The organism is Gordonia polyisoprenivorans NBRC 16320 = JCM 10675, from assembly GCF_000241325.1.
Lineage (GTDB): Bacteria > Actinomycetota > Actinomycetes > Mycobacteriales > Mycobacteriaceae > Gordonia > Gordonia polyisoprenivorans.
This window is the reverse complement of the sequence record NZ_BAEI01000011.1, coordinates 215200-237949: the sequence shown is the minus strand read 5'-3', so window position 1 is coordinate 237949 and position 22750 is coordinate 215200. Positions and strand designations below refer to the sequence as shown.

15 protein-coding genes are annotated in these 22750 nt (G+C 66.3%); 5 read left to right on the top strand and 10 right to left on the bottom strand.

Annotation, left to right across the window (positions count from 1 at the left end):
• Positions 1-2: 2 nt before the first annotated feature.
• A complete protein-coding gene (locus tag GOPIP_RS04675; protein ID WP_006368400.1) occupies positions 3-1721 on the bottom strand; it encodes a flavin monoamine oxidase family protein in 1719 nt (572 codons plus the stop codon).
• Positions 1722-1912: 191 nt separating this feature from the next.
• On the opposite strand from GOPIP_RS04675, the gene GOPIP_RS04670 reads away from it, so the two are divergent.
• The gene (locus GOPIP_RS04670; protein WP_006368399.1) at positions 1913-3430 is read left to right on the top strand and encodes a PepSY-associated TM helix domain-containing protein; all 1518 of its coding nucleotides are present in this window, start codon (positions 1913-1915) and stop codon (positions 3428-3430) included.
• Positions 3427-4140, top strand: a complete 714-nt coding sequence (locus GOPIP_RS04665; RefSeq protein WP_006368398.1) for a DUF5134 domain-containing protein — start codon at positions 3427-3429, stop codon at positions 4138-4140. Before GOPIP_RS04670 ends, GOPIP_RS04665 begins: the two co-directional genes overlap by 4 nt.
• Before the next feature lie 101 nt (positions 4141-4241).
• Here GOPIP_RS04665 and GOPIP_RS04660 read toward each other — a convergent pair whose 3' ends face one another.
• A complete protein-coding gene (locus GOPIP_RS04660; RefSeq protein WP_210739430.1) occupies positions 4242-5711 on the bottom strand; it encodes a diguanylate cyclase domain-containing protein in 1470 nt (489 codons plus the stop codon).
• 201 nt (positions 5712-5912) lie between these two features.
• Between GOPIP_RS04660 and GOPIP_RS04655 the strand changes: the two genes are divergently transcribed.
• From GOPIP_RS04655 to GOPIP_RS04645, 3 genes are all read left to right on the top strand, one after another.
• The gene (locus tag GOPIP_RS04655) at positions 5913-6287 is read left to right on the top strand and encodes a VOC family protein (RefSeq protein ID WP_014361107.1); all 375 of its coding nucleotides are present in this window, start codon (positions 5913-5915) and stop codon (positions 6285-6287) included.
• Between the two features lie 130 nt (positions 6288-6417).
• A complete protein-coding gene (locus GOPIP_RS04650) occupies positions 6418-6984 on the top strand; it encodes a hypothetical protein (protein WP_006368395.1) in 567 nt (188 codons plus the stop codon).
• A gap of 61 nt (positions 6985-7045) precedes the next feature.
• Positions 7046-7657, top strand: coding sequence for a TetR/AcrR family transcriptional regulator (locus GOPIP_RS04645; RefSeq protein ID WP_006368394.1), 612 nt, complete (start codon positions 7046-7048; stop codon positions 7655-7657).
• 120 nt (positions 7658-7777) lie between these two features.
• On the opposite strand, the gene GOPIP_RS04640 is transcribed toward GOPIP_RS04645, so the two are convergent.
• The 8 genes from GOPIP_RS04640 to GOPIP_RS04605 form a co-directional block, all read right to left on the bottom strand.
• Positions 7778-11737 carry a DNA-directed RNA polymerase subunit beta' gene (locus GOPIP_RS04640; protein WP_006368393.1) on the bottom strand — a complete coding sequence of 1320 codons (3960 nt, stop codon included), beginning with the start codon at positions 11735-11737 and terminating at the stop codon, positions 7778-7780.
• Between the two features lie 78 nt (positions 11738-11815).
• Positions 11816-15313: a DNA-directed RNA polymerase subunit beta gene (rpoB, locus tag GOPIP_RS04635; RefSeq protein ID WP_006368392.1), complete on the bottom strand. Its 3498-nt coding sequence runs from the start codon at positions 15311-15313 to the stop codon at positions 11816-11818.
• 464 nt (positions 15314-15777) lie between these two features.
• Positions 15778-16851 carry a prolipoprotein diacylglyceryl transferase gene (locus GOPIP_RS04630; RefSeq protein WP_006368391.1) on the bottom strand — a complete coding sequence of 358 codons (1074 nt, stop codon included), beginning with the start codon at positions 16849-16851 and terminating at the stop codon, positions 15778-15780.
• Complete coding sequence (locus tag GOPIP_RS04625; protein ID WP_006368390.1) at positions 16851-17588, bottom strand: hypothetical protein; 738 nt, start codon at positions 17586-17588, stop codon at positions 16851-16853. Before GOPIP_RS04625 ends, GOPIP_RS04630 begins: the two co-directional genes overlap by 1 nt.
• A 106-nt stretch (positions 17589-17694) precedes the next feature.
• On the bottom strand, positions 17695-18978 hold the full coding sequence (locus tag GOPIP_RS04620) for an MCE family protein (RefSeq protein ID WP_006368389.1): 1284 nt from the start codon (positions 18976-18978) through the stop codon (positions 17695-17697).
• Entirely contained in the window at positions 18975-20297 is a 1323-nt protein-coding gene (locus tag GOPIP_RS04615; RefSeq protein ID WP_006368388.1) for an MCE family protein, read from the bottom strand. Before GOPIP_RS04615 ends, GOPIP_RS04620 begins: the two co-directional genes overlap by 4 nt.
• A gap of 1 nt (position 20298) precedes the next feature.
• Positions 20299-21651 carry an MCE family protein gene (locus GOPIP_RS04610; protein WP_006368387.1) on the bottom strand — a complete coding sequence of 451 codons (1353 nt, stop codon included), beginning with the start codon at positions 21649-21651 and terminating at the stop codon, positions 20299-20301.
• Positions 21648-22742, bottom strand: coding sequence for an MlaD family protein (locus GOPIP_RS04605; protein ID WP_006368386.1), 1095 nt, complete (start codon positions 22740-22742; stop codon positions 21648-21650). The genes GOPIP_RS04610 and GOPIP_RS04605 overlap by 4 nt, the downstream gene beginning before the upstream one ends.
• Positions 22743-22750 lie beyond the last annotated feature (8 nt).

Here is a 22750-nt window from a genome sequence, read left to right as displayed (position 1 = left end):
CCTCATCCCCCGATGTCGATCGGTCCGAGTTCGGCGTACCGGTCCCCCGGCCCCGGATTGTCCGGATGGCACCGTCCGCCGAAATGCGTCATCACGCCCCAAACCGCGTTGAGTCCGGTCTGCACCGCCCCCTCCACCCACGCCGGGGTGAACGAGACGTCGTCGCCTGCGATGAAGATCCCCCGCTCCTGCTCGGGAAGGAGATGTTGATCGTGGAAATGACCGTACATGCGGGTGTTGTACCGGTAGTGCCCGGGCAACGCACCCTTGAATGCGCCGAGGAAGTTCGGGTCGTCCTCCCACGAGACGGTGATCGGACGGCCGACGATGTGTTCGGCGATATCGAGATCCGGGTAGATCTTGCGCAACGCCGACAGTGCCAGCGACACACGACGTTCCACGGGGTGCGGCAACATCTTCAGCGCGTCGCTCATCCACGAGTAGGACAGGCAGATCACCCCGGGACGGTCGGGGCCGTTGTCGAACAGATAGGTACCGCGGGTCAACCGGTCGGTCAGCGTCATGCTGAGCACGTCGCGTCCCGTGCGCGGATCCCGGTCGGTCCAGAATGGCCGGTCGACCATCACGAAGGTCTTCGACGACTGCATGTACCGGGTGCGGTCGAGGGCCATCCACAGATCCTGGCTGAACAGTGCCTCGTCGCACTCGATCTCGGTGGAGAGCAACCACGCCTGACACGTCGCGATCACCGCGCCGAACACCCGCGAATCGCCCCACCGGTCGGTGACCTCGATGCGGTTGGGTCCGAGCCGACGCAAGGAGCGCACCCCGGCCCGTGGGGCACCGTGGTGCAACGACGACAGGCTCGTCCCCACCGGCCAGTGCGTGATCTGTTGCGGCGCATCGGCCCACAATGCCCGCGGCACCTGCTCGGCGCCGCCGACGATCAGGTGCTGATCGGTGTCGCAGTTGGTCAGCACCACCCGCAGGATCTCCAGCATCGAGTTGGCGAAGTCCGAATCCCAACCGCCGGTGCCGAATCCGACCTGACCGAACAACTCCCGATGGCGGAACGACAGCGAGCCGAATTCGGTGGAGGTCGCCAGGAAGTCGTAGAAGCTGCGGTCGTCCCAGTCGGCGACGAGTGCATTCCATCGGCGCTTGAGCTCGACGGTGTCACGCTCACGAATGGCCTGCTGCAAACCGGTGTAGCCGGCGATGCGTTCGAGCGCCGCGTCCCACGCGTCGGAGATCTCGCGGTAGACCGGTGGCAGGTCGTCGAGGGTGCGGGCGTAGAACGTCTCGCCACCGATGTCGATCACCGTGCTTCCGGCGGCCTCGGTGAGCGGGTTCGGGAACGGCGCCGACCGCAGACCGAACCGGTTCACATAACCGAAGAAGGCGCTCGACGAGATCGGAAAGCGCATGCCGCCGAGCTCGGCGACCTCCGGTTCACCGGGCACGAACGGCTCCGACCGCAGCCGTCCGCCGATGCGATCGGGCTCGTAGACCACCGGTCGCAGCCCCATCCGCATCAGCTCGTACGCCGCGACCATCCCGGCCATACCGGCTCCGATGACGGCGACCTCGGCACCGAGTGCATCGGCCGGTACCTCGCCGAGCCCGGCGGGATGGGCGATCCACTCGTCGTAGGCGAAGGGGAAGTCGGGGCCGAAGATGGTGATCGGGGCAGCGGTGGTCGGTTCCGCGGTGGTCGGTTCCGCGGTGGTCGGTTCAGCGACATCGCCGGCTCCGGACATCAGGTGATCAGGGTTTCCCACGCCTGTAGAGGTTAGGCGGTGCGCGACGATCCGTCCGTGGGTGACGCACGACACACCGGGGCCCGGGAACCATCAGTCCTGACGCGCCGACCTCTTCTGCGATGCCCCGGAAAGTTCTCCGGGCCCCGCACTCGAAGTCCACCAGCCCAGCCCGAAAGCAGGACGTACACGTGGTGACGACCCAGCCCGCCGATGTCTCCGATCCCCTCGAACCCCGGGCGCCCGGGGCGTCGGACCGGCTCGACACACGCGGTGCCGCAGGCCGTTCCGCTGCCGACCGGTGGCGCCCCCTGCTGCTGCGCTGGCACTTCTACGCCGGCATCCTGATCGGTCCGTTCCTGCTCGTCGCGGCCGTCACCGGCACCCTGTACGCCCTGATCCCCCAAATCGATCGCGCCGTCTACGCCCACGAACTGACCGTCGATCGCATCGGCAGCGCAGAGCTCCCGCTGTCGGCACAGGTCGATGCCGCGCGGCGTGCGCATCCCGAGGGCGCCATCGTCTCGGTGACACCGGCCCCGCGCGCCGGGGACACCACCCGGGTGGTGCTCGCCACCGACGACCTGCCCGCCGACCGCACCCGCACCGTGTTCGTCGACCCCTACACCGGCGAGGTCCGCGGGGCGCTGCCGACCTTCGGCGAGTGGCTGCCGGTCCGGGCGTGGTTCGACGACCTGCACCGCAATCTGCATCTCGGTGACCTCGGCCGCAACTACAGCGAGATCGGCGCGAGCTGGTTGTGGGTGGTGGCCGTCGGCGGGCTGATCCTGTGGATCGGTCATCGTCGGCGCACCCACAAACTCGCCCGGCTGGCCGTCCCGGACCGCACCGCACCCCGGCGCGCCCGCACCCTGAGTTGGCATGGCGCGGTGGGGATGTGGATCATCATCGGTCTGATCGGATTGTCGGCGTCGGGACTGAGCTGGTCTCGATTTGCCGGCGAGAACATCGGTGACCTGCGCAGCGAATTGTCGTGGACGACGCCTGCGGTGTCGACGACGATCGCCGGCTCCGGTGACGCGGCCGCGCATCACGGTTCCGGTGCCGCCCAGACCGGTCTGGCACCGCTCGGCGCCACCGACTTCAGCGCCACCGACTTCAGCAAGGTCTACGACGCCGCGCGCGCCGCCGGGCTGGTCGGTCCCATGAACATCTCGGTGCCCGCGGAGCCGGGAGCCGCCTGGTCGGTGAAGGAGAACGCCCGCGGCTACCCGAGCCACTACGACGCGATCGCCGTCGACCCGCACACCTTCGCCGTCACCGACCGCGTCGACTTCGCCCGGTGGCCGTTCATGGCGAAGATGACCACCTGGGCGATCAGTGCACACATGGGCCTGTTCGGCATTGTCAACCAGATCGCGTTGGTGGCGTTGGGAATCGGACTCATCAGCGTCATCGTCCGCGGCTACCTCATGTGGTGGCGGCGGCGCCCCACCGGGGCACGATCCACCGGGGCACGATCCATCACGAGCGATCGACATCTCCCCCGGGCACCACGCCGTGGGGCGCTGAGCACTCTACGTCCGGCGGAGGCACTCGCCGTTGTTGCGGTCGCGGCGGGACTCGGCTGGTTCATGCCGTGGTTCGGAATCCCGTTGGCGCTGTTCGTGATCGTCGACGCCGCGCGCGGGGTGTTCACCGCACGCCGAGGCGCCGAGGCCGACACTGCGGCCGGGGCAGCCCGATGATCGACGACATCGTGCTGCGGTGGGTGGTCACCATACTGTTCGCGCTCGCCGCGGCGCAGTGCGCCTACCTGATGCTCACCCGTCGGATGCCGTGGGAGGCCTACCTCGGGCACGTGCTGCACCTCGTCATGTCGGTGGCCATGCTGGTGATGGCGTGGCCGTTCTCGGCGGACTGGCCGACCGCGGGGCCCATGTGGTTCTTCGTCGTCGCGGCAGCGTGGTTCCTGGTGAGTCTGGCACTGCACCCGAGGCTGCGGCCCACCGACGACTGTGGTTGTGTCCCACCGACAACCACACCGTTCGGGCGACTCGCCGCGGTGTATCACGCCACGATGATGGGCGCGATGGCCTGGATGTACGCGGTGATGAACGGCACCGTTCTGCCCGGCGGGCCGACGACGCAGGCGATGGCCATGGGCTCGCCGGGGCCGTCGGTGACCGTGCTCGCGCACAATCACGACGACATGCCCGGGACGAACATGCCCGGCATGGACATGGGCCATCACGCCGCGCAACCCGGCTACGTGACACCCGTCAACTGGATTCTCACCATCGGCTTCGCTCTCGCCGCGGCGGTCTGGTTGTACCTGTACTTCGCTCGTCGTCGGGCCCCGGGTGCCTCGTCCGATCTGATGACCTTCGCCGGGGACCTCTGCCAGGTGTTCATGGCGGTCGGCATGGCGATCATGTTCGGGGTCATGCTCGGCTGAGCGTGGCCGCGCCTCTTCGATCGCGGGTCCCTCAGATCGCGGGCTTCAGATCACGGGCTTCAGATCACGGGCTTCAGATCGCGGGCTTCAGATCGCGGGCTTCAGATCACCGTGGCCTGCCACCGCTGGGTGGGATGTACCTTTGCGCGGTAGAGCGCACCGTCGGCGACGTCGACCAGGGTGGTACTCGAGACCGTCGGCTCGGGATTCTCCAGCGCGGCGATGCCGATGGAGATCCCCAGGCCCGACACGGGATCGGAGGCGGATGCCGAGGTCGAGATCCCGCGAACACCGACGGCGATCGCCGCGGCGAGATCGTTGACCTCTGTGAGGGTCTTGCGGGTGCACACCACCGCGAATTCGTCGCCGCCCCAACGACAGACGACGTCCCTTCGGTGCGCGGCCGTGAGCATCGCCTCGGCGACCGATCGCAGCACCGCGTCGCCGGCAACGTGCCCGGAGGTGTCGTTGACCTCCTTGAATCCGTCGAGATCGCAGATCAGCACTCCGAGCACCCCGGTCCGCTGGCCACGCAACCGGTCGTTCAGTTCGTCGAGCCACACCTCACGCACGGTGAGCCCGGTCAGCCCGTCGTGATCGGCACGGTAGCGGATGGCGTTCAACTCGGCGCGTGCCTGCGTCCGGTCGGCGATCGTGCACACGAACAGCGCTGCGTCGGTGATGGATTCGACGCGGCGGGCGGTCACGTCGACCCATCGGTCCCAGTGCAGCCCGCGGGGGTGGCGCAGCCCGCAGAACTCGGCGACGCTCGCCCCTTCGCCCGGCTCCAAACCGTCGAACCGCCACGCCAACTCGTCGGCGTCGACCGCGACGACATCGGCGAGCACCCGTCCGTCCCACTCACCGGGTATCGCATCGGTGAGTTGCAGGAAGGCGTCGTTGACGTCGATCAGTCGCAGGCGCGAGTCGAGAAGTGCTGTGGCCAAGGGCGATTCGGCGAACGAGGCCCGATAGAGTCGCACCCGATCGGTCGCCCGGCCGGCCTCGGTGACGCGGGTCAGTGCTATCCCCACCCGGACGCCGAACAGTTCGAGCAGTGCCTGTTGTTCCGGGTCGGGGGTCATCCCGCTGCGCGGCAGGTCGACACTGATAACTGCCTGCAATTGCTCGTCGGCGTAGACGGGAACCAGAAGGGCGAACTCCGGCTCCCACACCGCGGGCGGCAGGAACCCGGGCGCGGTGTCGGCGGTGTCGACCGGCTCCGCGCCCGACGCGAACCGTTCCCGCCACGGATCGATCGACGCGACGCCGTCGGCCATCTCCGCTTCTCGCGTCAGGTACACCCCGCCCCAGCGTTCGGCGGAGTCGAGCAGCTCCAGCCAGACGGACTCGGTCATCCGCTCGCCACGGAGGTTCTCGAGTTCAGGCGGACCGACCACGGCACGGACCTCGAAGTCGCCGTCGTCACGCCGCACGTTGACCGCGACGGCGTCGAAGCCGATCACCTCGATGATGCCCCGGGCGATGACCTGCAGTACGTCGTCGAGATCGGCGCCCTCACCGAGTTGCTGCGCCACGCTCATCATCGCGAAAAGCGATGCAAAACTCATCGACGCGCGGCGATCCACGTGAACATTGTGCGCTGTCGCGAAGACCCGTGGGGTGGCGAACCGTACCTTGACTTTGGTTTGGGGTGCAATTCACGAAAAACGTGGAGATCACGGACCTGATGTGTCCGCAATCGAGGAGATGCTGGCAGCGGCCGGGTGACCACCGCACCCGATTCGCAGACAACCCGAAAGGCCGAGCACATGAATTGGACACTGGAAGTCGCATTCCTCCCCGTCACCGACGTCGACCGTGCCAAGGAGTTCTACACCCGCGTCGGTTTCCACCCCGACCATGACAGCTCGCCGTCTCCCGACATCCGGTTCGTCCAGATGACCCCACCCGGGTCGGGCTGCTCGATCGCCTTCGGCACCGGCATCGTCGACGGTCCCCCGCCCAGCCGGTCGACGTTGATGCTCTGCGTCTCCGACATCGACGCAGCTCACCGGCACCTCACCGACGCAGGCATCGAGGTCTCTGACGTCGACATCACCGAGTGGGGACACTTCGTGTACTTCGACGATCCCGACGGCAACCACTGGAATGTGCAATTCCTGCCGTACCGCCAGGAGAGCTGACGGTCCCTCCACCGAGGTTGTCGGCCCCTATTGCCCTCAGAACATTACAGATGTAATCATTACAGCTGTAATCTTCTTCTGCCCGGCCGCTACCGCGCAGCAACCGGAACCCGACCGGGAGGTCACTGCAATGTCCTTCGACCGAAACGACTTCGACTCCTTCTGGGAGGACTGGCTCGAGATCAACCGCGAGGCCGAACGTCGCGGCGACTGGGGAATCCTGGCCGACTTCTACGACGAGGACGCCACGTACGGCTACACCTACGCAGCCGACGACCAGTACATGAACGTCGGACGTGAAGAGATCCGGGCAGGTGTGCTGGGTCTGGAGATGCTCGGTTTCCAGGGCTGGACATACCCGTATCAGTCGGTCATCTTCGACGAGAAGACCGGTCAGGCGTTCGGATTCTGGCGTCAGCTCACCACATTCGACGGGCCCAACGGCACTCCCTACGAGATCCCCGGAATCGGCGGAAGTTGGTTCCAGTACAGCGGCAAGCGAAGTTGGTCGTGGCAACGTGACATGTTCGATCCGGGCGTGGCAGCAACGACGATGATGGAGATCATCAAGGACGGCAACAACTCCCCCGAACTCGACGAGCGAATGACGATCATCGCCGCGGGCAACATCGAGTACCACTCGAGCCTGGAGGACATGCGCGCGCCGCTGTGGCCCGTGCCGCGAATTCTCCATTGAGACGACCGCGGTGGTGCGCCCGCCAGGTCGCTCGGCACGGTGATGTGGTTGGTTGTGTGTCATGACCGCGCGACGACCCGCAACAGGGAGCCAGCCCCGCGCCGACCGCTCACGGGCCGCACTGATCGCGGAGACCGTCGACTACATACTGACCGAGGGCTTCACTCCCCCGAGCGTTCGCAAGATCACCGAACGCGCCGGCGTCACCTGGGGTGTCGTCCAATACCACTTCGGGGATCTCGACGGGGTGCTGATGGCCGTGGTCGATCAGGGCTTCGCAGAGCTCAACGAATGTCTCGACGAATTGCGGCGAACGGCCGCCGCCACCCCGATCGAACAACGTACCGAGGTGGTGGTCGACACTGTGTGGCAGGCGTTTTCGACCCCGGTGTCGATGGCGGCACTCGAGATTCTCATAGCCACGCGTGTGGGGCGATCAGCCGCGGCCAACAGGCACCTCGCCGCCATGTCGTTACGTCTCAACGACGTCGGCCTGCAACTCTCCGACACCATCGACCCGAAGGACGCGACGCGGATCGGGAGCATCATCTGGACGGCCATCCGCGGCATGGTCACCGTGCAGATGCTGTGGCCCGAGCAGTTGGACTCCGCCGGCGATCGCCGGACCCTCGTCGACCTCATCACGAGCTATGTGCGAAGCCTGGAACAGTGAGGAATACGGCGCCGGAAACCTGACCGCGGCGAGATCGGCAACGGCACAGAAGACCAACGACCCCCGCACCGAAAGGCGCGGGGGTCGTTGGTTTTTCGACGGTGACCAGCGGCGGTCGGACTAGCGGTAGTCGCCGCTGGAGAAGCCGTAGTCGTCGAGCGGCACCGCAGCGCCGGCGGGAGCACCGAAGGTGCCGTCCGGGCTGTAGTAGGTGTCGTCGTAGGCGGGCATCGCATAAGCCGCGGCGCGCGCCTCCTCGGTCGGCTGCACCTGGATATTGCGGTACCGGTTGATGCCGGTACCAGCCGGGATCAGCTTACCGATGATCACGTTCTCCTTGAGACCGATGAGCTTGTCGCTGCGGCTGTTGATGGCCGCATCGGTGAGCACACGGGTGGTCTCCTGGAACGACGCCGCACTCAGCCACGAGTCGGTCGCCAACGACGCCTTGGTGATACCCATCAGCACCGGACGACCGGCCGCGGGCTCGCCACCCTCGGACACGACGCGACGGTTGGCGGCCTCGAACTCGGCACGCTCGGTGAGCGAGCCGGGCAGGAACTCCGTCGACCCCGAGTCGATGATCGTCACGCGACGCAGCATCTGACGCACGATGGTCTCGATGTGCTTGTCGTGGATCGACACACCCTGGCTGCGGTAGACCTCCTGGACCTCGTTGACCAGGTGCACCTGCACCTGACGCGGGCCCATCACGCGCAGCACCTCGTGCGGGTTCGCCGAACCCTCCATGAGCTGCTGGCCGACCTCGACGTGGTCGCCGTCGGCGAGCAGACGCTCGGAGCCGTCGTCGTGCTTGAACACACGCAGACGCTGACGCTTCGAGATCTTGTCGTAGACAACCTCTTCCGATCCGTCGTCGGGGACGATCGTGATCTTGTAGAAGCGGTCGTCGTCCTCGAGACGCACCCGACCGGAGACCTCCGCGATCGGCGCGACACCCTTGGGCACACGCGCCTCGAAGAGCTCCTGCACACGCGGCAGACCACCGGTGATGTCGTCACCGACGCCACCCTGGTGGAAGGTACGCATGGTCAGCTGCGTGCCGGGCTCACCGATCGACTGAGCCGCGATGATACCGACGGCCTCGCCGATGTCGACGAGCTTGCCGGTGGCCATCGACCGTCCGTAGCACATCGCGCACACGCCGGTGCCGGTCGCACAGGTCAACACCGAACGGACCTTGACCTGCGTGATACCCGCGGCCAGCAGGGCCTCGATCGCCGGGTCACCGAGATCGTGACCACGCTCGACGACGACGTTGCCGTCGGCATCGAGGGCGTCGGCGGCCAGCGTGCGTGCGTACGCACTGGTCTCGACGTGCGCGTCACGGATGATCGAGCCATCAGGCTGCTTCTCGCCCAGCGGGACGACGATGCCGCGCTCGGTGGCACAGTCGGTCTCGCGGACGATGACATCCTGGCTGACGTCGACCAGACGACGGGTCAGGTAACCCGAGTCGGCGGTACGAAGTGCGGTGTCGGCCAGACCCTTTCGGGCACCGTGGGTGTTGATGAAGTACTCCGCCACGGTCAGGCCCTCACGGAAGGAGGACTTGATCGGACGCGGGATGAACTCACCCTTCGGGTTGGTCACCAGACCCTTCATGCCCGACAGGTTGCGGACCTGGGTCATGTTTCCGGTCGCACCCGACTTCGGGATCATCGTGATCGGGTTGTCTTCGGGGTAGTAGTCCTCCATGGCCTTACCAACCTCTTCGGTGGCCTGCTTCCAGATCTCGACCAGCGCATCGCGCCGCTCGTCCGGAGTCAGGGCACCGCGCTGGAACTTGCGCTCCAGACCATCGGCACGCTCCTCGTAACGCTCGAGGATCTCGGCCTTCTGCGGCGGCACGAGCACGTCGGCCATCGACACGGTCACGCCCGAACGGGTCGCCCAGTAGAAGCCGACGTCCTTGAGCTTGTCGACGGTCTGCGCGACGACGATCATCGGGTAGCGCTCGGCGAGATCGTTGATGATCGCGGCCTGACGCTTCTTCGGCATCTGCTCGTCGACGAACGGGTACTCGATCGGCAGCAGCTCGTTGAACAGCACCCGACCCAGCGTGGTCGTGATGGTCCACGGCTGCCCGAACCGCCAGCCGTCGGCGAACTCCTGCGCCTCGATCTCCAGCGGCGGACGCTGATCGGTCAGTCGCACCTTGATGCGCGACTGCACGGTGAGCACCCCGCGGTCGACGGCCATGATGGCCTCGGCCGGGCTGGAGTACACGCCCTCCTCGGGATGATCGGCGGTGGCGGGCTGGTACTCGCCTGCCGCACCCTCCTTGAGGGTGGTCAGGTAGAACAGGCCGGTCACCATGTCCAGACGCGGCATGGCCAACGGGCGACCCGAGGCCGGCGACAGGATGTTGTTCGAGGACAGCATCAGGATGCGGGCCTCGGCCTGCGCCTCCGCGCTCAGCGGCAGGTGCACGGCCATCTGGTCACCGTCGAAGTCGGCGTTGAAGGCCTCACAGACCAGCGGGTGCAGCTGGATGGCCTTGCCCTCCACCAGCTGCGGCTCGAAGGCCTGGATACCGAGGCGGTGCAGCGTCGGCGCACGGTTCAGCAGCACCGGGTGCTCGGCGATGACCTCTTCGAGGACGTCCCACACGGCCGGACGCTGACGCTCGACCATGCGCTTGGCGCTCTTGATGTTCTGGGCCTGGTTCAGGTCGACCAGACGCTTCATCACGAACGGCTTGAACAGCTCGAGCGCCATCAGCTTGGGCAGACCGCACTGGTGCAGCTTGAGCTGCGGGCCGACGACGATGACCGAACGGCCGGAGTAGTCGACGCGCTTGCCGAGCAGGTTCTGACGGAACCGGCCCTGCTTGCCCTTGAGCAGATCCGAGAGCGACTTCAGCGGGCGGTTACCCGGTCCGGTGACCGGACGTCCGCGACGGCCGTTGTCGAACAGGGCGTCGACCGACTCCTGCAGCATCCGCTTCTCGTTGTTGACGATGATCTCGGGGGCACCGAGGTCGATCAGTCGCTTGAGGCGGTTGTTGCGGTTGATGACGCGGCGGTACAAGTCGTTGAGGTCGGAGGTCGCGAAGCGGCCACCGTCGAGCTGCACCATCGGACGCAGCTCCGGCGGGATCACCGGAACGGCGTCGAGCACCATGCCCAGCGGCGAGTTGCCCGACTGCTGGAACGCGGCAACCACCTTGAGGCGCTTGAGCGCACGCAGCTTCTTCTGACCCTTGCCGCTGCGGATCGTCTCGCGCAGCGACTCGGCCTCGGCGTCGATGTCGAAGGTCTCGAGAAGCTTCTTGATCGCCTCGGCGCCCATCGACCCGGCGAAGTACTCGCCGTAGCGGTCCTGCAGCTGGTGGTAGAGCTTCTCGTCGATGATCAGATCGCCGGGAGCGAGCTTGACGAACTTGTCCCACAGCTCTTCGAGACCGTCGAGCTCACGCTGCGCGGCGTCACGCATGCGACGCATCTCGCGCTCGGCCCCGTCCTTGACCTTGCGGCGGACATCGGCCTTGGCACCCTCGGCCTCGAGTTCGGCGAGATCGGCCTCGAGCTTCTGCTGACGCTCGTTGAGGTCGACGTCACGCTGGTCGGCGACGGCCTTCTTCTCGACCTCGATCTCCGCCTCGAGCGTGGAGAGCTCGTTGTGGCGCAGTTCGTCGTCGACGGAGGTGATCACGTAGGCGGCGAAGTAGATGATCTTCTCGAGATCCTTCGGCGCCAGGTCGAGCAGGTAGCCCAACCGGCTCGGCACACCCTTGAAGTACCAGATGTGGGTGACCGGGGCGGCCAGCTCGATGTGGCCCATGCGCTCGCGGCGGACCTTGGCCTTGGTGACCTCGACCCCGCAACGCTCGCAGATGATGCCCTTGAAGCGCACGCGCTTGTACTTGCCGCAGTAGCACTCCCAGTCGCGAGTCGGTCCGAAGATCTTCTCGCAGAACAGGCCGTCCTTCTCGGGCTTGAGCGTGCGGTAGTTGATGGTCTCCGGCTTCTTGACCTCGCCGTAGGACCAGTTGTGGATGTCATCGGCCGTGGCGAGACCGATCTTCAGTTCGTCGAAGTAGTTGACGTCGAGCACTCTATGCCTTCCCTGAGCAAGCTCTTTGATTCGACTAATGGGGGTACCCGCCGGGGCCGTGGCCCCGGCGGGCGTTGATCAGTTCGCCAGGTCGTCGACCGTCGCGGATTCATTGCGCGACAGGTTGATTCCCAGGTTGGCGGCGGCGCGCTCGAGGTCCTCGTCGTCGGAGTCGGCCATCTCGATCGCGGCACCGTCGCTCGAGAGCACCTCGACGTTGAGGCACAACGACTGGAGCTCCTTGAGGAGCACCTTGAACGACTCGGGGATACCGGGCTCGGGGATGTTCTCGCCCTTGACGATCGCCTCGTACACCTTCACGCGGCCGACCACGTCGTCGGACTTGATCGTCAGCAGCTCCTGCAGGGTGTAGGCGGCGCCGTAGGCCTGCATCGCCCAGCACTCCATCTCACCGAAGCGCTGGCCACCGAACTGGGCCTTACCGCCGAGCGGCTGCTGGGTGATCATCGAGTACGGACCGGTCGAGCGTGCGTGGATCTTGTCGTCGACGAGGTGGTGCAGCTTGATGATGTACATGTAGCCGACCGACACCGGGTACGGGAACGGCTCACCGGAACGACCGTCGAACAGCGTGGCCTTGCCGTCGCCGTTGACCATGACCTCACCGTCGCGGTTGGGCAGCGTCGAGGACAGCAGTCCGGTCAGCTCCTCCTCGCGGGCACCGTCGAACACCGGGGTGGCGGTGTTGGTGTCGGGAGCCGCCGAGTACATGTCCTCGGGCAGCTTCGACGCCCACTCCGGGACCCCGCCGGCCACGTCGACGTTCCAGCCGGCCTTGGCGATCCACCCGAGGTGGGTCTCCAGGATCTGGCCGATGTTCATACGACGCGGCACACCGTGGGTGTTGAGGATGATGTCGACCGGGGTGCCGTCCGGCAGGAACGGCATGTCCTCGGCGGGCAGGATCTTGCCGATGACGCCCTTGTTGCCGTGGCGGCCGGCGAGCTTGTCGCCGTCCTGGATCTTGCGCTTCTGCGCCACGTAGACGCGGACCAGCTCGTTGACGCCGGGCGGCAGATCGTCGTCGTCGTCACGGCTGAACACGCGCACACCGATGACCTTGCCGGTCTCACCGTGCGGGACCTTGAGCGAGGTGTCGCGCACCTCGCGGGCCTTCTCGCCGAAGATGGCACGCAGCAGACGCTCCTCCGGGGTCAGCTCGGTCTCGCCCTTCGGGGTGACCTTGCCGACCAGGATGTCGCCGTCGCGGACCTCCGCACCGATGCGCACGATGCCGCGCTCGTCGAGATCGGCGAGCACCTCGTCGGAGACATTCGGGATGTCGCGGGTGATCTCCTCGGCACCGAGCTTGGTGTCGCGGGCATCGATCTCGTGCTCCTCGATGTGGATCGAGGTGAGCACGTCCTCCTCCACGAGCCGCTGGCTCAGGATGATCGCGTCCTCGTAGTTGTGGCCCTCCCACGGCATGATCGCCACGAGCAGGTTCTTGCCCAGGGCCATCTCACCGTTTTCGGTGCAGGGCCCGTCGGCGAGGACCTGACCGGACTCCACGCGCTGACCCTCGTCCACGATCGGACGCTGGTTGGCGCAGGTGCCATGGTTGGAGCGCGCGAACTTGCGCATCCGGTAGGTGTCGCGGGTGCCGTCGTCGGCCATCACGGTGATGTAGTCGGCCGAGACCTCCTCGACCACACCGGTCTTGGACGAGACGATGACGTCACCGGCGTCGACGGCGGCACGCAACTCCATGCCGGTACCGACCAGCGGCGACTCGTTGCGCACCAGCGGCACGGCCTGACGCTGCATGTTCGCACCCATCAGGGCGCGGTTGGCGTCGTCGTGCTCGAGGAACGGGATCATCGCGGTCGCGACCGAGACCATCTGGCGCGGCGAGACGTCGAGGTACTCGACCTGCGCCGCGTCGACGAACTCCACCTCGGAGCCCTTCTTGCGGACCAGGACGCGCTCGTCGGTGATGTTGCCGCTCAGGTCGTAGCTGGTGTTGGCCTGACCGATGAGGTAACGATCCTCCTCATCGGCGGTCATGTACTCGATGGTGTCGGTGACGACGCCGTCGACGACCTTGCGATACGGGGTCTCGATGAAGCCGAACGGGTTGACCCGCGCGTACACCGACAGCGAGCCGATCAGGCCGATGTTCGGGCCTTCCGGGGTCTCGATCGGGCACATGCGGCCGTAGTGGCTCGGGTGCACGTCGCGCACCTCGAGGCCGGCGCGCTCACGGCTCAGACCGCCCGGGCCCAGCGCCGACAGGCGACGCTTGTGGGTCAGACCCGACAGCGGGTTGTTCTGGTCCATGAACTGCGAGAGCTGGCTGGTGCCGAAGAACTCCTTGATCGCCGCCACGACGGGACGGATGTTGATCAGGGTCTGCGGGGTGATCGCCTCGACGTCCTGGGTGGTCATGCGCTCACGCACGACGCGCTCCATACGCGAGAGGCCCACGCGGATCTGGTTCTGGATCAGCTCGCCCACGGTGCGCAGACGACGGTTGCCGAAGTGGTCGATGTCGTCGACCTCGATCGGCACGTCGAGGCCCTCGGGGCCGGCGACCTTGGCGAACGACACGGTGTGCGGGTCGGCGTCGTGCAGACGCACCAGGTACTCGACGGTCGCGGCGATGTCCTCGCGGGTCAGCACCGCCTCGCCGGTCATCGGGTTGTCGGTGAGACCGAGCTTCTTGTTGACCTTGTACCGGCCGACGCGCGCGAGGTCGTAGCGCTTCTCCTTGAAGAACAGGTTCTCCAGGAGGTTCTCCGCGGACTCCTTGGTCGGCGGCTCGCCCGGACGCAGCTTGCGGTAGACCTCGAGCAGTGCCTCGTCCTGGTTGGCGGCGTTGTCCTTCTCCAGGGTGGACATCATGATCTCGGAGAAACCGAAACGCTCGCTGATCTCCTCGGTGGTCCAACCGAGCGCCTTGAGCAGCACGGTGACCGGCTGGCGGCGCTTGCGGTCGATGCGCACACCGACGGTGTCGCGCTTGTCGACGTCGAACTCGAGCCATGCGCCACGACTCGGGATGACCTTGACGGTGTGCAGGGTCTTCTCGGTGGTCTTGTCGATGGTGGCGTCGAAATAGACACCGGGGCTGCGCACGAGCTGGCTCACCACGACACGCTCGGTGCCGTTGATGATGAAGCTGCCCTTGTCGGTCATGATCGGGAAGTCGCCCATGAACACGGTCTGCGACTTGATCTCACCGGTGTTGTTGTTGATGAACTCCGCGGTGACGAACAGCGGGGCCGCGTACGTCATGTCCTTGTCCTTGCACTCCTCGACGGAGGCCTTGACCTCGTCGAAGTGCGGGTCGGAGAAGGACAGCGACATCGAACCCGAGAAGTCCTCGATGGGCGAGAGCTCGTGCAAGATGTCCTCGAGGCCTCCGGTCGGGCTCTCGTCGCCGCGCGAGATCGCTTTCGCGCGCCATTCGGGAGAACCGACGAGCCATTCGAAGGAGTCGAGTTGGAGGTCGAGGAGGCCCGGTACCTCCAAGGGTTCGCTGATCTTCGCGAACGAGGCGCGGTGTGGTGCGCCAGGGATGGTGGTTGAGGTGGACTGGCGGTCGACTGCCAAGGTGCGTCCTTCCAACACGATGTGTTCACTGCCGTGCGTTGTGTGGCGTGGCTGATGGGCCGTTCGCTGGTGACAAATCTGGATCGGCGATCACCGCAGCTCACACAAGGTGGCCGGAAGGAGGATCGTTAGATGGACAGGAGGCAGCCAGCGCAACGTCCAACTATAACAGGAAAAGAAGGCACCGTGTCAAGCAGTGATCACACTGCAGGCAGCGACGCCGTGAACCGAATCCGCGCTGTGTGGCTGCCACCCGCGATATTCGCTGGTGACAGATTGGCCCGCCGACGCCGTCACGTCAAGCGCTACGCGCAGATTTGTGGAAGAAATAGTGTGTTGAACCTGCTGAGGAGCGATTCCGGGTACGCCGGATGCCGGCCAGACCGCACCGCAGTGGTGTCGACGTCGGGTTTGTGTGTCCTGTAGGGCACACAAACCCGAAGCCGACACCGGTTCGCCGGGTGTCAGATGTCGGTGTAGCTCCGGATGAGCCACTGATCGCCCTGCTTGACCAGACCGAGCTGGTAACGACCGATGACGCTCTGTGTCGGGGCGCCGTTGGCGGTCCCCGAGGCGACGAAGTTCAGGATCACATCCGCGGTCGAGCCGTCGGAGTCGCCGGACAGCCTCGTGACGCCGACGGCGTCGACCTTGCAGTCGTTGGTGACGTCCTGCTGCCCGAACTGCTCCTTGATGGTCGGCAGGCCCTGGTTGAACTGCTTGAGGGCGTCGCCGGTGAGCGCGGTCCGTGCCGAGGCGGCCCAGTTGTCGAAGTCCTTGCTGCGCGCGCCCTGGACCTGACAGAACTTCGACTGCGCCTGCGAGGTCAGGTCGGTGGTGGCGGCCTGATCGATGAAGGCCTTGTTGTCGCCGACGTTCGCACCCGGATGCAGCGCGAGGACGACGGCGACGATCGCGAACAGCGCGGCCACACCGGCGATGATCGCGATGGCCCGACCGGAGAACCATCCCCGCTCGGCCCGACGAGCGGCGGCCAGTTCCTTCTCGGCCGACCTGTCGCGACCCGCTCCGCGTCGACCGAACCCGTTGCCGCGCTGCGCGTTTGCCTGCGCGCGGCGCGCGGCGTCGGGCTGCGGTTTGATGGTCGACACCCGCGACACCGGTCGCGTCTTGCCGGTCGGACGTTCGGGCTCGCCGGCGGGGTCATCCGGGGCCCCGGCTTCGGGGTCCTTGGCGTCTGCGTCCTTCTTCGTCAGTGAGATCGGCGCTGCCTCGGTCGGCGTTGCCTCGGGCTCGGCGGACTCGAGCTCGGCCGTGTCCGACTCGGCCGTCTCGGGCTCGGCTGCCTCGGACTCATCGGTGACCGGCTCGTCGACTACCGGCTCCTCCCTGGCGTACTCCTCCGCGGCAGACTTGTCGGCAGGCTTCTCCTCTGCGGAGGTCGCCGACACGTCGGTCGCCGTCCCGTCCGTGACCTGATCGGTAGCCGTCTCGTCTGTGACCTGATCGGCCGGGCGCCGCGACCCGGCGACCTTCGGGCGGTAGCCGGGCTTGCGCTGCCCTGGTGTGCGCGCCATCAGTTACCCCCTGTCGGTGCACCGGTCGGGGCGGGCGTACTGCCGCCGCTGTCGGTTCCGGTACCCGACGATCCGTCGTCGGCGTAGGAGATCCCGTCGAGCGGACTCACCTTCACCGCCTTCCACGTGTCACCGAATTTCTGCATCCCGACCAGGAATCCCATGGTGTTCGGGGTCTCCGACGCCTGCCCGGGCATCTTGCCCGTCACCGCGACGTACACGAGGACCTGCGCGGTCCCCTCGTCGGCGTTCACCTGCGTCGGCGCCGACCGCACCACCCGCGAGGTCGTCGACCCCACCTGGTTGCCGGCCTGCTGGAGCTGCGGGTCGAGCGTGCCGGCCACCTGCTGGCGGACCTGATCGAGGGCGTCACCGGCGAAACTGCTCTGCAGCCGCTGGTTGAAGGTGTTCATGTTCTTGGGATCGATCGTGGTGACGTTGAGCATCGCCTGCTCGGCGGCTCCCGTCGCATCGTCGCGTGCCTGCTGCGTCGGCGCCGCCACCGCGTAGGCCTCATAGGCCCGATACCCGAACCAGCCGACGCATGCGATCGCGGCGACCAGTACGCCGATCATCACCACGCCCAGAATGTTGCGCAGCATCGCGGCATTGCGCGGTGTCGGCCCGTTCTTGTCGGCCGCGGTACCGGCAGCGGGGTTTCGTCCGCCCGCCGCACCGGGTTCGTCGGTCCCCTGCCGGGGCGTACGGGACCGCTTCGGGTCACTCTTCGTCGTCATCGCGCGTCACTGTAACGATTGGACCTGAGAGGTTGCCAATCGCTCCTTCATCGTCGAACAGGCGTCGTCGGCGGGCCGGGAACAGCCCGTCATCCAGCGTGTTTCGTCACTGGCCGACGCCGTACCCGAATCCACCGGGGTTCACCGGTCGCACACCCAACAGGTAGGCGAGCTGGGTGGCCAGCGGATTGAGGTTCAGTTTGTCGGGGTCCTTCTTGGGCGTGTTGTCCCACGGTTGCGGGGTGTCGGGGTTGGCGTACTGCACGCGGTCGGCGCTGCGCACACCCGTCGGATTACCGAACGGCACATCACACGACGCGTTCGTGTTGAACGGGAAATCGTCGTAGCGGATGTCGAAGGTCGGGTCCTTCTTCTTGATCTCGTCGATCATCTTGTACGTGCTCTCGTACCCCTTGGTGCACGCCGGCGGGTTGTTGGTCTCGAGCACGATGCCGAAGTGGATCTGCCCGTCGCCGGGTGCCGGGCTGTGGCTGCCCGCCGAGAGCGCCGAGAGCATCGCGAACGTCCCTGAGGTCATGTACGTCGCGGGTTGGATCGTGCGCGACACCTCGGACAGGTCGCCGACCACCTTGCTCAGATCGCCGCCGTTCTTCTGGATCAGCGCCGAGATCTGGGTCGCCGACGCCGTGCCCGTGGTGAGCAGACGTCGCAGATCGGGATCCGACGACGCGAGCGTGGCGGTGATCAGGTTCAGGTTGCGCGACCACGTCAGGATCGCATCGGACTGATCGGCCTGGGTGGAGAGCACCACATCGGAGTTCTGGATCAGCGAGATCGTCTGCGGCAGGTTGTCCGCGCCCGCCTTGGCGAGCGTGTTCAGCGAATCGACGAGACGGGACAGATTGTCACCCTGCCCGTTGAAGGCCTTGCCGAGTTCGGTGATCACCGTGTGCAGATCGTCGATCGGGATCGAATTGGTGAAGTTGATGGCCGAGGCGACGACATCCTCGAGCGGCGCCGGGATCGAGACGTTGTCGGGTGAGATCGTCGACCCGTTCCCCAGATACGGCCCGGACGTCGACCCCGACGGCTGCAGGTCGATGAACTGCTCACCGATCGCCGACCGCTCGGCGACGACGGCCTTCGACGACGCCGGGATCTTGGGACCACCGGAGTTGAGGTCGAGTTTGACGTCGACGCCGTCGGCGGTCAGCGTCATCGCGCCCACCCGGCCGACGGGGATGCCCATGTAGGTGACCTCGGCGTTGGTGAAGATACCGCCGGACTGCTGCATCTCCGCGGTCACCGTGTAATTGCCGATGCCGGCGAGCTTGTCGAGCCGCGCGTATTTCGCACCGACGTAGACGATCGCGACGATGCCGACGACGGCGAACACCACCAGCTGGATCTTGGCGAGCTTGCCGATCATGCGCCCACCCCCATCTGTGCGAGCGTCTTGTCCAGGAGTCCCTGTCCCTGAGCGGGGACCGGGGCGAACGACGCCGGGTTGGCCGGGTACGTGCCGCCCGACGGTGGCGTGTTGGGGCCCGGGCGCGAGTTCGCGGCCGGCGGCAACAGGGTGATCGTCGGCCAGCCGTAGCGTGGCCCGTTGCCCTTGTAGTAGGGGTTCGACGGGTTCACCGGCACGTTGTGCCGCTCCGGCGGCGAATAGACCGGGTTGCCCTGACCCACACCGAGCGCCTCGAGCTGATTCAGGGTCCGCAGATCCAACGTCATGAACAGGTTGGTCGAGTCACCCTGCACCGCGGGCAGCAGCGAGTCGGGGAACGGGTGGGTCAGCATCAGCGGCGCGGCGGTGATGAGATCCGGTGCGGCCTTGGACAATTCGGTCAACACTGGTCGCAGCGCCTTGAGATCGGTGATCATCGACTCGCGGGCGCGACCGAGGACGTCGGTGCCCACCTGCCCGAGTTTGTCGAGCTTGGTCAACAGGTCGACGAACTGCGGGCGCTGTTGCTCGAGGACGGCGATACCGGCGGGCAACTGCTGCAGGATGCGGTTGATCTGATCGGTCTGCGCATTGGCCCGCGCCGAGAGCGTGTTGAGCCCGTCGATCGCGCTGATGATGTCGTCGCGCTGCTTGTTGAGACCCGAGATGAGCTCCGAGGCGTTGTTCAGCAAGCTCTTGACGTTGTTCGCGCGGCCGTCGAAGGCCTTGTTGAGCTCGGTGACGATGGGCTCCAGCTGGTTGATGCCACCACCGTTGAGCAACATCGACAACGCGCCGAGCACCTGCTCGATGTCGGTGGCGGTGCGGGTCCGGGCCAGCGGGATCGGCTGGCCGTCGGGCTGGCGCGGCGCGTTGCCGGCCTCCGCCGGGTCGTCGAGGGCCACGAACTTCTCGCCGAGAAGACTGGTCTGCTGGACCGCCGCCTGCGCCTGGTCGGACAGGTCGATCTCGTGCTTCACCTTGATGGTGACCAGCGCGTACCACTCGTTGTCGGGGACCTCGACCTTGGTGACGCGGCCGACGGCGACGCCGTTCTGCTTCACCATCGACTGCGGGACCAGGTCCAGGATGTCGCTGAACTGGATGGTGTAGGTCCGCGGGTTGTCGCCGACGTCGACGCCACCGGGCAGCGGGATCGACTGGATGCCGTTGCTGCCGCAACCGGCCACCAGCACCACGGTGGCCAGGCTCAGCAGTGCTCCGGTCAACCGACCGCCCAATGTCCCGGTCAACCGAGTACGCAGCGAACGGCGCGAGCGCTTCGTCTCGTACCCCATGTCAGTTGCCCCCCGTTCCCGGTCGGGCCGTCGTCGACGCCGGGCGGCTCGTCGACGGCCGTGCGGTGGTCGAGGCCGGCGTACGGCCCGTGCTCGGCCCCGGATTCAGCCGCGGGTCCGGGGTACCGGGCACGGTGCCCGGGACCGGATACTGCTGCAACTTGCCGTTGCTCATGATGCCGAACGGCAGGATGGGCAGGATCGGGGTGAGGACCTTGTCGTTGACCTGGTTGGCGATGTTGGTGCACTGATTGATCAGCGGCGCGAGGGTGTCGCTGAACTGGGTGGCGGCCGGGTTGCCCGGCAGCAGCTGACCGAGGTCGAGGAACTTGCACTGCGCCGCAAGCAGATTCTGCAGATCGGGGATCGTCAGTCGCATCGCGAGCGTGCCGGACTCGGCGTCGTAGGCGTTGATCAGGTTGCTCAGCGTCAGCGGGAGCACCGTCAGGATCTCCTTCAGCGACGTCTTGGTGTCGAGCAGCGCCTGCGTCGTCGGCTGTAGATCCTTCAGCGTCTGACCGATCTGTTCGCGGTTGTCCTGGATGAACCCGGCGACGTCGCCGAGGGCGATCGACAACTTGTTCAGCGCGGTCGCGAGCTGCTGGCGTTCACCGGCGAGGAAGCTGTTGAAATCGGCCATCTGCGTGTTGAACTGGCGCACCTGGGAGTCGTTCTCACGCAGCGCGCCGACGAAGGTGTTGAGGTTCTTGACGGTGTCGAACAGGTCGCCGTGCGAGTCCGACAGGGTGGTACTGGCCTTCGAGAGATTCTCGATCGCGGCGCCGAGCTTCTCACCGTTGCCCTGCAGGTTGTCGGCACCGGTGGTGATGAGCTGGCTCACCGCTCCCTTGCTGTTGGCGCCGTCAGGGCCGAGCGCCTCGGACAGTTTCTGCACACTCGAATAGACCTGGTCGATCTCGACGGGGACCATCGTCTTGTCGAGTCCGAGGGTGACGTCCTTGCCGGCCTTGGGTCCGCCGGAGTAGGCGGGCGTCAGCTGGACGAAGCGGTCGGCGACCACCGACGGGATGATCTGAACGGCCTTGACGTCGGCGGGCAGATCCACACCACGGTCCACCGTCATCGTCACCTTGACCGAATCACCTTCGGGCTCAACGGAATCCACCTTGCCCACCGACACCCCGAGGACGCGGACGTCGGTGCCCTCATAGATTCCGACGGAGCGGTGGAAGGTGGCGGTCACCTTGGTGGTGCCGATCAGCGAGAAGGCCCACCACAACACCCCCGCGACGATCAGCGCGATGATCACGCCGAACACGATGTAGACGATGTGGCGCGGGGTGAACCACCGGCCGGGGCCGGAGGTGTTCGTCAGATCCGGTGCGGTGGTCATCCGGTGGCCCCCGTTCCGCCGTTGTTCTGGTTGGCCTGCTTGTTGGGCAGTCGGGTGGTGTTCTGCTGCGGCAGCGCCGGGGGCAGCAGGTTGGTGACCACCGACTCGAACCACCGACCGTTGCCGAGCACGTTGGCGTAGAGCCGATAGAACGGCGCCATGTTCGTGATCGTCGCGCGCAGGTTGGCGTTCTGCTTGGTCAGCAGTTCGTTCACGCCCTTGAGCGAGTCGAGCGCGGGCCCGATCTGCGCCTCGTTGTCACGCACGATGCCGGTCAACGCCGTCGACAGCGTCGTCGTCGTGGCGAGCAGTGCCGAGATGTTCTTCTGCCGGTTGTTGAGTTCGTCGAGCAACTGCCCGGCACCGGCGATCAGCCGCACGAAGGTCTGGTTGCGGTCGGCGAGGATCTTGGAGGTGTCCTTGGTGGCCTGCAACAGCTTCTGCACCTCTTGGTCACGGCTGGCGATGGTGTTCGACAACCGCGCGATGCCGTCGAGCGCCGGCCCCATGTCACCCGCGGTACCGGAGAAGGCGTCCGAGAGCGAGCGCATCGACTGCGCCAACTGGTTGGTGTCGAGGTCCTCGATCTGGGTCGTCGCGTCGGAGAACGCCTCGATGACGTCGTACGGCGAGACCGTATCGGTCAGCGGCACATCGGGATCGGCCTGCTTGCTGCCACGCGGATTGAGGCTCAGGTACTTCTGTCCCAGCACCGTCTTGATCTGGATGGACGCCTGCGTCTGGTTACCGATCCAGGTGTTGGACACCCGGAACCTGACGTCGACCCGGTCGCCGTCGAGGGTCACGTCCTTGACCTCGCCGACCTTGACGCCGGCGACGCGGACCTCGTTGCCCGCCTTGAGGCCTGCGGCCTCGGTGAACTTCGCGGTATAGGTGGCCGCCTGCCCGACCAGCGGGAGAGAGGTCAGATAGAACGCGGAGACCGCGGCCATCAGCAGGATCAGGATGCCGATCCCGCCGATGGAGACCGGACTGCGCCGACCGCCGAAGCGGCGATGCGGATGGGACTTCTTCGGTGCCCGCGCGCCGGTATCGCCCGCGCCGTTACCGGGGTTGCTGTTATCCGTCATCTCGTCTC